This window comes from Streptomyces sp. Isolate_45, from assembly GCF_024721315.2.
In the GTDB taxonomy this organism is placed as follows: Bacteria; Actinomycetota; Actinomycetes; order Streptomycetales; family Streptomycetaceae; genus Streptomyces.
The window spans coordinates 1-9932 of the sequence record NZ_JANFAK020000237.1 but is presented as its reverse complement, the minus strand read 5'-3'; the positions used below and the strand labels follow the sequence as shown (position 1 = coordinate 9932).

Below are 9932 nucleotides of genomic sequence, written 5' to 3'. Positions count from 1 at the left end.
CCGGCTCGGGGGCGCCCCTGCGTCGTACTCGTATGTCGCGCGCCCTGGGTGCTGCCTAGATGCGGACCTGGACCGCGCCGGCCAGCCGGTCGTGCAGGCCGCGTCCGTCCCGGTCCCAGACCAGGGCCGGGATGACGAGGGCCAGCAGCAGCGTGCGGACCACCACGCGGACGATGCCGAGGCGGTTGCCGTCCTGCCCGATGACCCGGAGTCCGAGAATCCGCTTGCCGGGGGTGAAGCCCACGGTCCCCACGGTGAGGATCGTCAGGGCGACGAAGATCCCCAGCGTCCAGTTGCCCGTGGCGGCCAGGTCGCCGCCCGTGATCAGTCCGTATGCGATGAGCTGGCAGCCGACCCAGTCGATGACGACCGCGCCGATCCGGCGGCCGAAGCGGGCCACGGAGCCGGGCCCCGACCGGGGCAGGCCGAGCTGCTGGCCCGGATAGCCGAAGTCGACGCCCATGTCCTCGGCGGCCGCACGGGGGCCGGAAAGCCAGGATCCGATTGCTTGCCTGTTGTCCACTCGACCACGGTACCGGTGGTGCTCCATCGACCTCCGACGGGACCCTGGTTAACTTGTGCGAAACAAATGGGTCATGCTTGGGAAATCCCGTCTGCTTATGGTCGGGTCAGCGTGCGGCACCGCACTGACGCACCACGAGCTATAAAACCCGCCCCTGCCCCGGGGCCGGGAGTAGGAGGAGTTGGATGTTCCAGAACGCCGACGAAGTGAAGCAGTACATCGAGGAGAACGACGTCAAGTTCGTTGACGTCCGCTTCTGCGACCTGCCTGGTGTGATGCAGCACTTCACCATCCCGGGGCGGGCGTTCGACCCGAACGAGGAGCTGGCCTTCGACGGCTCCTCGATCCGCGGCTTCCAGGCGATCCACGAGTCCGACATGGCGCTGCGTGCCGACATCAGCACCGCGCGTCTGGACCCGTTCCGCAAGGACAAGACGCTCAACATCAACTTCTTCATCCACGACCCGATCACGGGCGAGGCCTACAGCCGTGACCCGCGCAACATCGCGAAGAAGGCCGAGGCGTACCTCGCCTCCACCGGCATCGCCGACACCGCGTACTTCGGCCCCGAGGCCGAGTTCTACGTGTTCGACAGCGTGCGCTTCGCGACCACCGCGAACGAGAGCTTCTACCACATCGACTCCGAGGCCGGCGCCTGGAACACCGGTTCCGAGGAGAACAACCGTGGTTACAAGGTCCGCTACAAGGGTGGTTACTTCCCCGTAGCCCCGGTCGACCACTTCGCCGACCTGCGCGCCGAGATCTCCCTGGAACTGGACGCCCAGGGCCTCCAGGTCGAGCGTCAGCACCACGAGGTCGGCACCGGCGGTCAGGCCGAGATCAACTACAAGTTCAACACGCTGCTCGCCGCGGCCGACGACCTGATGCTCTTCAAGTACATCGTGAAGAACGTCGCCTGGCGCAACGGCAAGACCGCGACCTTCATGCCGAAGCCGATCTTCGGTGACAACGGCTCGGGCATGCACGTGCACCAGTCGCTGTGGGCGAACGGCGACCCGCTGTTCTACGACGAGGCCGGCTACGCGGGCCTGTCGGACACCGCCCGCTACTACATCGGCGGCATCCTCAAGCACGCCCCGTCGCTGCTGGCCTTCACGAACCCGACGGTGAACTCCTACCACCGCCTGGTTCCGGGCTTCGAGGCGCCGGTCAACATGGTGTACTCGCAGCGCAACCGTTCCGCCGCGATGCGCATCCCGATCACGGGCTCCAACCCGAAGGCCAAGCGCGTCGAGTTCCGCGCCCCGGACCCGTCGTCCAACCCGTACCTCGCCTTCGCGGCGCTGCTGCTCGCGGGCCTCGACGGCGTCAAGAACAAGATCGAGCCGATGGAGCCGATCGACAAGGACCTCTACGAGCTCTCGCCCGACGAGCACGCGAGCGTCCCGCAGGTCCCGACCAGCCTCGAGGACGTCCTCAAGGCCCTGGAGGAGGACCACGAGTACCTCCTGGCCGGCGGTGTCTTCACCCCCGACCTGATCGAGACCTGGATCGACTACAAGCGCACGCACGAGATCGCCCCGATCGCGCAGCGTCCGCACCCGCACGAGTTCGAGCTGTACTTCGACCTCTAGGTCGTAGCCCTCGAAACAACGCGTCATGCCTGATGGGAGGCCTCCCGTCGCACTCCACGGAGTGCGACGGGAGGCCTTTCCGCTTTGACAGGCCGGTCGGGCCGAGTGAGGGTGGAAATGACCTGAAAGCCGGATAAGCGAGACACGTTCGGAGGTGCATGAAGATGCGCCGCAGGATCATCGCCACAGTCGTAGCCGGAGCCGCGGGCCTCACCATGGGCCTCCTGCCCGTCAGCAGTGCCTCGGCAGCGGTCACCGGAGGCGGGGGTGGGGGCGGAGGCGGGGGCGGCTGGTGCGACTCGCGCTACGACGACTGCTGCGACCGGAACTGGGACAGCCGGTACTGCGGGCAGGGTGTGGGCGGCTGGTACGAGCCGGACTGGCGCGACAACGACCGCTACTACAACTCGAACTACTACGACGCCAACTGGCGCGGCAACTGGAACCCCCACTACTACGGCGGGGACGGCGATCGCGGCTACTACTACGACGACGGTGACCACCACGGCGGCTGGAACGACGGCTGGGGCGGCGGGTACCGCTACAACGACTAGCGCCGACCGGCGCGCCGACGTGCGGCGGGCCTCCAGGTGGCCATCAAGCCCCCGGAGGCCCCCCGCGTTCCGGGTGGCTCCTCCAGGACGGTTCGGCGCCGGAGCCCGCCCGGTCCGCCGGGCGTCGCAGCAGCGGCATCGCGCCGGTGAGGTCGTGCAGGCAGCGCACCGCCATCTCGGCGGGGGAGCCGGGACCCGCCACGGGGGCGTCGGTGTCCGACCAGAGCTCCAGCGAGATGCGGATCGCGTCGGTGGCGGCCGCCGCCAGCAGGCGTACGGCCAGCGGCTCGGCGCCCGGCCCGGCGAGCCTGGCGATCACCGGAACCAGACGCTCCTCGGAATCCTGGTTCACCCGGTACCAGACCGCCCGCAGGGCCTCGTCGGCCGTGGCGGCGCGCAGCAGTCCGCGGGTCACCTCCAGCCCTTCCTCGACCGCCTGGGAGTCGCTCAGCGACCGGGTTATCGCCCGCGCCAGCGCCTCCCCCAGCGGGGTGCCCGGGTCCTCCTCCGCGAGCAGCGCCCGCCAGGCGTCGCCCCCGCCGGCCAGCAGTGGGGCCACGGCCTCCTGCTTGTTGCGGAAATAGCGGTAGAACGTACGCAGCGCCACGCCCGCGCGCTGGGCGATGTCTTCGGCTGTGGTGCCGTCGGGGCCGTGTTCGGCGAACAGGTCGCAGGCCGCGCGGGCGATGTCGAGCTGGGTGGCGGCTTTGCGGCGCTCGGTCAGCGACTGGGTCCCGGGGCCGCTCTGGGGGGAGTACGGACGAGGAGATCTCACAGGTGAAGCGTACCGTCCGGCATGCGGGCGATTGCATGCTTTGACAGTCTGGCAAAACGTGCCATCAACTCGGTACGCTTCGCCCATGAACCGTTACGAAGGACGTCGCGTCCTCATCACCGGTGGCGGGTCCGGCATCGGCCGGGCCACCGTCCACCGCATCCTCGCCGAAGGCGGCCGCGTCCACACCGTGGACGTCAACGAGGCCGGGCTCGCGGCCACGGCCGACCGGGCCGCCGCGGACGGTCGCGCCGACCGGCTCAGCACCGCAGTCCTGGACATATCCGACGAAGCGGCTGTGAAGGCGGGCGTCGCCGACGCCGTCGACGCCCTCACCGGTCTCGACGTCCTCGTCAACGCGGCGGGCATCCTGCGCTCCGCGCACACCCACCGGACCACGCTCGACTTCTGGAACAAGGTCATCGCGGTCAACCTGACCGGCACCTTCCTCATGATCCGCGAGTCGCTCCCCGCGCTCCTCGCGGGCGAGCAGCCGGTCGTCGTGAACTTCAGCTCCACCTCGGCGACCTTCGCCCACCCCTACATGTCCGCCTACGCGGCCAGCAAGGGCGGCATCCAGTCCATGACCCACGCCCTGGCCGCCGAATACAGCAAGCAGGGCCTGCGCTTCGTCGCCGTCGCCCCCGGATCCATCGAGTCGGGCATGACCACCGGCACCGGCCCCGGTCTGCCCGAGGACACCGACTGGAGCCTGTTCACCAAGCTCGCCCCGGCCCTCGGCCAGGGCTTCGCCGGCCCGCAGACCGTCGCCGGCGTCGTCGCCATGCTCGGCTCCGAGGACGGCGCGTTCATCACCGGCACCGAGATCCGCATCGACGGCGGCACGCACTACTAGTGCTGTGACCGGCAATCCCGACCGTGTCCCGGGATCAGTCCCGGAAGCGGTCCCAGAGCCGGGGGAAGCGCTCCGCGAGCACGGCTTCGTCCTCGAAGTCCAGCGGAGTGCCCTCCGGCTCGGCCGGCTGCAGCGGGACGCCGAGATCCGGGGCCACCGCACCGGTCAGCTGCTCGTACGCCTCGTCGGCCGCGTACCCGAGCTCCTCCCCGTCCCCGTCGATCTCCTCGTCGAACTCGCCCAGCAGCTCCGCCAGGTGGTCCGGGTCGTGGACCCCGGCCTCGAAGACCTCCCGGCCCTGCCCGATCAGCCAGCACCGGAAGTAGTCGAAGGCGTCGTCGCTCGCACCGTCCAGCAACACCCACGCGGCGCCCCACAGGTCCCAGGTGTACGCCCGGTTGTAGCGCGACTCGAAATGCCGCGCGAAGTCCAGGACGGAGTCCGGATCGAGCTGCGCCAGCCGATCGACGAGCAGCTCGGCATGTTCCTCGGGGTCGCCCTCGGCGGCCTCGCGGGTACGGTCGACGATCTCCCAGAACTCCGTCTCGTCCATCACCGCTCCAGCATCACGGGTCCACCCCCGCGCCGCCACCGCTCATACGGCCAAAGGCCGGTGTCCTACCCCCGCCCGGCCCCGTACGCCTCACGCCGCGAGCGCCGGACGGCGGACGGAGCCGCCGCGGGCGTCGGCGGAAAACGCCGTGAGGCGGCCCGTCCCCTCCTGGGCGGGCCGCCTCACGGGCGGGTCACACGGCGCGTTCCGGCCTACAGGCCGTAGCGCTCCCGGGCCTCCTTGACGGAGGACGCCGGTACCTCGCCGCCACGGGCGAGCTGGGCCAGCGCGGCCACGACGATCGACTGGGCGTCGACACCGAAGTGGCGGCGGGCGCCCTCACGGGTGTCGGACAGACCGAAGCCGTCCGTACCCAGCGAGGTCCAGTCCTGCTCCACCCACTGGCTGATCTGGTCCGGGACCTGACGCATCCAGTCGGAAACGGCGAGCACCGGACCGGTGACGCCCTCCAGGGCACGGGTGACGTACGGGGTGCGCAGCTCGCCGCGCAGCAGCGCCTCGTCGCACTCCAGCGCCTCGCGGCGCAGCTCGCCCCAGGAGGTGGCGGACCAGACGTCGGCGGCCACGTTCCACTCGGCGGCGAGGAGCTTCTGCGCCTCCAGCACCCAGTGGATCGCCGTACCGGAGGCCATCAGCTGGACCTTCGGGGCGTCGGAGGCCGGGGCCGCCTCCGCCAGGTCGGCCGCCGTGTTGAAGCGGTACAGGCCCTTGAGGATGCCTTCCTCGACGCCCTCGGGCATCGCGGGCTGCACCTTCGGCTCGTTGTAGACCGTCAGGTAGTAGAAGACGTCTTCCGGGTTCTCGCCGTACATCCGGCGCAGACCGTCCTTGACGATCACCGCGATCTCGTACGCGAAGGCCGGGTCGTAGTTCAGCGACGCCGGGTTCGTGGACGCGATCAGGTGCGAGTGCCCGTCCGCGTGCTGGAGGCCCTCACCGGTCAGCGTGGTGCGACCGGCGGTGGCGCCGACGATGAAGCCCTTGCCGAGCTGGTCGGCGAGCTGCCACATCTGGTCGGCGGTGCGCTGCCAGCCGAACATCGAGTAGAAGATGTAGAACGGGATCATCGGCTCGCCGTGCGTCGCGTACGACGTGCAGGCGGCGATGAAGTCGGCCATGGCGCCGGCCTCGGTGATCCCCTCGTTGAGGATCTGGCCGTCCTTGGCTTCCTTGTAGTACATGAGCTGGTCGCGGTCGACCGGCTCGTACGTCTGACCCAGCGGCGAGTAGATGCCGGCCGACGGGAAGAGGGACTCCATACCGAAGGTACGGGCCTCGTCGGGGACGATCGGCACCCAGCGCTTGCCGGTCTCCTTGTCCCGCATCAGGTCCTTGACGAGGCGGACGAAGGCCATGGTGGTGGCCATCTCCTGCTTGCCGGAACCCTTGAGCAGCGGGGCGAAGGAACGGTCGGCCGGAGCCGGCAGGGCGACGTGCTTGACGTTGCGGGCCGGGGCGGGACCGCCGAGCGCCGCGCGGCGCTCGTTCAGGTACCGGACCTCGGGGCTGTTCGCGCCCGGGTGGCCGTAGGGGACGACGCCGTCGGCGAAGGCGCTGTCCGGGATCGGGAGGCCAAGGAGGTCACGCATGTCCTTGAACTCGTCGATCGTGAGCTTCTTCATCTGGTGGTTCGCGTTCTTCGACTCGAACCCGGCACCCAGCGTGTAGCCCTTGACGGTCTGCGCGAGGATGACCGTCGGCGCGCCCTTGTGCTCCAGGGCGGCCTTGTACGCGGCGTAGACCTTGCGGGGCTCGTGGCCGCCGCGGGAGCTGTGGAAGCACTCCGCGATCTTCGCGTCGGACAGCACGCCGGCCAGCTGCACGAGCTCGGCGTTGGCGCCGAAGAAGTGCTGGCGGATGTAGGCCACGTCGCGGGTCGCGTACGTCTGGAACTGCGCGTCGGGTACCTCGCGCAGGCGGCGTACCAGGGCGCCCGTGGTGTCGAGCTGGAACAGCTCGTCCCAGGCGGAGCCCCACAGCGACTTGATGACGTTCCAGCCGGCGCCGCGGAACTGGGCTTCCAGCTCCTGGACGACGCGGAAGTTCGCGCGGACCGGACCGTCGAGGCGCTGCAGGTTGCAGTTGATGACGAAGGTCAGGTTGTCGAGCTGCTCGCGGGAGGCCAGGGCCAGGGCGGCGGTCGACTCGGGCTCGTCCATCTCGCCGTCGCCGAGGAAGGCCCAGACGTGCGAGTTGGCGGTGTCCTTGATGCTGCGGTTCTGCAGGTAGCGGTTGAAGCGCGCCTGGTAGATCGCCGACAGCGGGCCGAGGCCCATGGAGACCGTGGGGAACTCCCACAGCCACGGCAGGCGCCGCGGGTGCGGGTAGGACGGCAGGCCGTTGCCGCCGGACTCCTGGCGGAAGTTGTCGAGCTGCTGCTCGGACACGCGTCCGTCGAGGAAGGCGCGGGCGTAGATGCCGGGGGAGGCGTGGCCCTGGATGTAGAGCTGGTCGCCCGATCCGTCGGCCTCCTTCCCGCGGAAGAAGTGCTGGAAGCCGGTCTCGTACAGCCACGCGGCGGAGGCGAAGGTGGCGATGTGGCCGCCGACGCCGTACTTGGAGCCGCGCGTCACCATGGCGGCCGCGTTCCAGCGGTTCCACGCGGTGATCCTGGCTTCCATCTCCTCGTCGCCCGGGAACTCGGGCTCAGCGGAGGTGGGGATGGTGTTGACGTAATCCGTCTCCAGCAGCTTCGGCAGGGCGAGGCCGGCGGCCTCGGCGTGCTGGAGCGTACGGCGGAGCAGGTATTCGGCGCGGCGCGTACCGGCGGCCTTGGCGACGGCGTCGAGTGAGGCCGCCCATTCGGCGGTCTCCTCGGTGTCGCGGTCCGGGAGCTGGTCGAGCTCGCTCGGAAGCTTTCCTACGGGGTCGGACATCGGTGTGCGCCGCCTTCCGGACAAAGGAGAGGTGGTGGTGATAAGAACCCTGACGGGCAGGACAGGGTCGTTGGACCCGGTGGGGTCCGCGTTGACTGTAAAGCGCTGATCGATGATCGATCAAATAAAAGTGACAAATAAATGTCACTCCGGCGAAAGTCGGCACCCGGTGCCAGCGATAGAGGCACGGCGTGCCCGTGGATCGAGTGCACGACAGGGCGCCGGCAGACCCCTGGAGATTTGCTCGAAATCGCAGGTCAGCGCCGGTTTCGCCGGTGACCCGGGGCGTGCCCCGGACCGGTCCGGCGGGCCGTGTTCAGGCGCGCGGGGCGCAGCCGAGAACGTGCCGCTTCACGAGCAATCCGATGTCCGGATCCTGGGACCGAAAAGCCGCCACGAGGGCTTCGTGCTCCTCGGCGTAGGACTTCTGGACCGTTCCCAGCCACCGGATGGACAGGGCCGTGAACACCTCGATGCCCAGGGACTCCCAGGTGTGGAGCAGCACGCTGTTCCCCGCCGCCCGCACCATCTCCCGGTGGAAGCCCACGGTGTGCCGCACCTGCGCGGTGCCGTCCTCGGTGCGGTCGGCCTCCCACAGGGCCGCCACGTGCGGCTCCAGGGCCGTGCAGTCGGTGGCCAGGCGGGGAGCCGCCAACTCGGCGGCGATCTGCTCCAGTCCGGCCCGGACGGGGTAGATCTCCTCCAGGTCGGCCGCGGAGAGGTTCCGTACGCGTACGCCCTTGTTCGGGGCCGACTCGATGAGCCGCAGCGTCTCCAGCTCCCGCAGGGCCTCGCGCACGGGCGTCTGGCTGACCTCCAGCTCGACGGCGATGCGCCGCTCCACGATCCGCTCGCCGGGCTTCCAGCGGCCGCTGACGATCCCCTCCACGATGTGCTCGCGGATCTGCTCGCGCAGCGAGTGCACGACGGGTGGGGTGATCATCGGCGCTTCATCTCCTGTGGGGGCACGCGGGGCCTGATGCCGTAGACAATACGGCGGTCGTGGCCTGCTGCGATGCGTTCCTCGCGGGTGACGCTTGGTGAGGCTCGTTACAACGCCGAAGCCCCCGCCCGGACGAATCCGGGCGGGGGCCTCGTATGTGGCGTTTCGGTCCGGGGACCTTACAGGCCGAGCTCGACCTCGAACTCGCCGGCCTCAAGGATCGCCTTGACCGCCGAGAGGTACCGGGCCGCGTCCGCGCCGTCCACCAGGCGGTGGTCGTAGGACAGGGTCAGGTACGTCATGTCGCGGATGCCGATGTTGGTGCCCTCGGCGGTCTCGATGACCACCGGGCGCTTGACCGTGGCACCGATGCCCAGGATGGCGACCTGGTTCGGGGGCACGATCACCGTGTCGAACAGGGCGCCGCGCGAGCCGGTGTTGCTGATGGTGAAGGTCGCGCCCGACAGCTCGTCCGGCGTGATCTTGTTGCCGCGGACCTTGGAGGCCAGATCGGCGGTCGCCTTGGAGATGCCCGCCAGGTTGAGGTCACCGGCACCCTTGATGACCGGGGTCATCAGGCCCTTCTCGGAGTCCACGGCGATGCCGATGTTCTCCGAGTCGAAGTAGGTGATGGTGCCCTCGTCCTCGTTGATCCGGGCGTTGACGACCGCGTGGGCCTTCAGCGCCTGGGCCGCGGCCTTGACGAAGAACGGCATCGGGGACAGCTTGACGCCCTCGCGGGCGAGGAAGCCGGCCTTGGCCTTCTCGCGCAGCTTCATGATCTTGGTGATGTCCACCTCGACCACGGAGCTGAGCTGCGCCTGCGAGTGCAGGGCCTTCATCATGTTGTCGCCGATGACCTTGCGCATGCGGGTCATCTTGACCGTCTGACCGCGCAGCTCGGACACCGCGGCGGCCGGAGCCTTGGCGGCGGGAGCGGCGGTCGCGGCAGCCGGAGCGGCGGCAGCGGCCTTCGCGGCCTCGGCGGCCGCGATGACGTCCTGCTTGCGGATGCGGCCACCGACACCGGTGCCCGAAACGGTCGACAGGTTGACGCCGGACTCCGAGGCGAGCTTGCGCACCAGCGGGGTCACGTACGCGCCCTCGTCGCCGGCCGGAGCCGTGGCGGCGGGAGCGGCCGGAGCCGGAGCGGCCACGGGCGCCGGAGCAGCGGCCGGAGCCGGAGCCGCGACCGGGGCGGCGGCGGCCGGGGCGGCAACCGGAGCCGGGGCGGCC

The 9932-nt window shown here is 69.7% G+C and carries 9 protein-coding genes; 3 read left to right on the top strand and 6 right to left on the bottom strand.

Features of this window, described 5'->3' with window-relative positions; all coding sequences use genetic code 11:
- Positions 1–55 precede the first annotated feature (55 nt).
- Positions 56–523, bottom strand: a complete 468-nt coding sequence (locus tag NOD94_RS38240; protein WP_281210855.1) for an RDD family protein — start codon at positions 521–523, stop codon at positions 56–58.
- 185 nt (positions 524–708) lie between these two features.
- Here NOD94_RS38240 and glnA point away from each other — a divergent pair, with 185 nt between their 5' ends.
- Positions 709–2118 (top strand): type I glutamate--ammonia ligase, encoded by a 1410-nt coding sequence (gene glnA / locus NOD94_RS38235; protein ID WP_031148608.1) that lies wholly within the window; start codon positions 709–711, stop codon positions 2116–2118.
- A gap of 164 nt (positions 2119–2282) precedes the next feature.
- Complete coding sequence (locus NOD94_RS38230; protein WP_281210854.1) at positions 2283–2672, top strand: hypothetical protein; 390 nt, start codon at positions 2283–2285, stop codon at positions 2670–2672.
- A gap of 43 nt (positions 2673–2715) precedes the next feature.
- Here the strand turns inward: NOD94_RS38230 and NOD94_RS38225 are convergent, their stop codons facing one another.
- A complete protein-coding gene (locus NOD94_RS38225) occupies positions 2716–3447 on the bottom strand; it encodes a TetR/AcrR family transcriptional regulator (RefSeq protein ID WP_281210853.1) in 732 nt (243 codons plus the stop codon).
- Between the two features lie 85 nt (positions 3448–3532).
- Between NOD94_RS38225 and NOD94_RS38220 the strand changes: the two genes are divergently transcribed.
- Positions 3533–4303: an SDR family oxidoreductase gene (locus tag NOD94_RS38220; protein ID WP_281210852.1), complete on the top strand. Its 771-nt coding sequence runs from the start codon at positions 3533–3535 to the stop codon at positions 4301–4303.
- A 34-nt stretch (positions 4304–4337) separates the two neighbouring features.
- On the opposite strand, the gene NOD94_RS38215 is transcribed toward NOD94_RS38220, so the two are convergent.
- From NOD94_RS38215 to sucB, 4 genes are all read right to left on the bottom strand, one after another.
- On the bottom strand, positions 4338–4859 hold the full coding sequence (locus tag NOD94_RS38215; RefSeq protein ID WP_281210851.1) for a DUF4240 domain-containing protein: 522 nt from the start codon (positions 4857–4859) through the stop codon (positions 4338–4340).
- A gap of 209 nt (positions 4860–5068) precedes the next feature.
- Positions 5069–7753: a pyruvate dehydrogenase (acetyl-transferring), homodimeric type gene (gene aceE, locus NOD94_RS38210; RefSeq protein WP_281210850.1), complete on the bottom strand. Its 2685-nt coding sequence runs from the start codon at positions 7751–7753 to the stop codon at positions 5069–5071.
- 316 nt (positions 7754–8069) lie between these two features.
- On the bottom strand, positions 8070–8693 hold the full coding sequence (locus NOD94_RS38205; RefSeq protein WP_281210856.1) for a GntR family transcriptional regulator: 624 nt from the start codon (positions 8691–8693) through the stop codon (positions 8070–8072).
- Between the two features lie 182 nt (positions 8694–8875).
- Positions 8876–9932 (bottom strand): 2-oxoglutarate dehydrogenase, E2 component, dihydrolipoamide succinyltransferase (sucB, locus tag NOD94_RS38200; RefSeq protein ID WP_281210849.1); only part of this gene is annotated, 1057 nt, incomplete at its 5' end.

Bases quoted from the DNA above. Each gene is read 5' to 3' on its own strand.
- glnA (WP_031148608.1), top strand. From the start codon at position 709: ATGTTCCAGAACGCCGACGAAGTGAAGCAGTACATCGAGGAGAACGAC.
- NOD94_RS38230 (WP_281210854.1), top strand. From the start codon at position 2,283: ATGCGCCGCAGGATCATCGCCACAGTCGTAGCCGGAGCCGCGGGCCTC.
- NOD94_RS38220 (WP_281210852.1), top strand. From the start codon at position 3,533: ATGAACCGTTACGAAGGACGTCGCGTCCTCATCACCGGTGGCGGGTCC.
- aceE (WP_281210850.1), bottom strand. From the start codon at position 7,753: ATGTCCGACCCCGTAGGAAAGCTTCCGAGCGAGCTCGACCAGCTCCCG.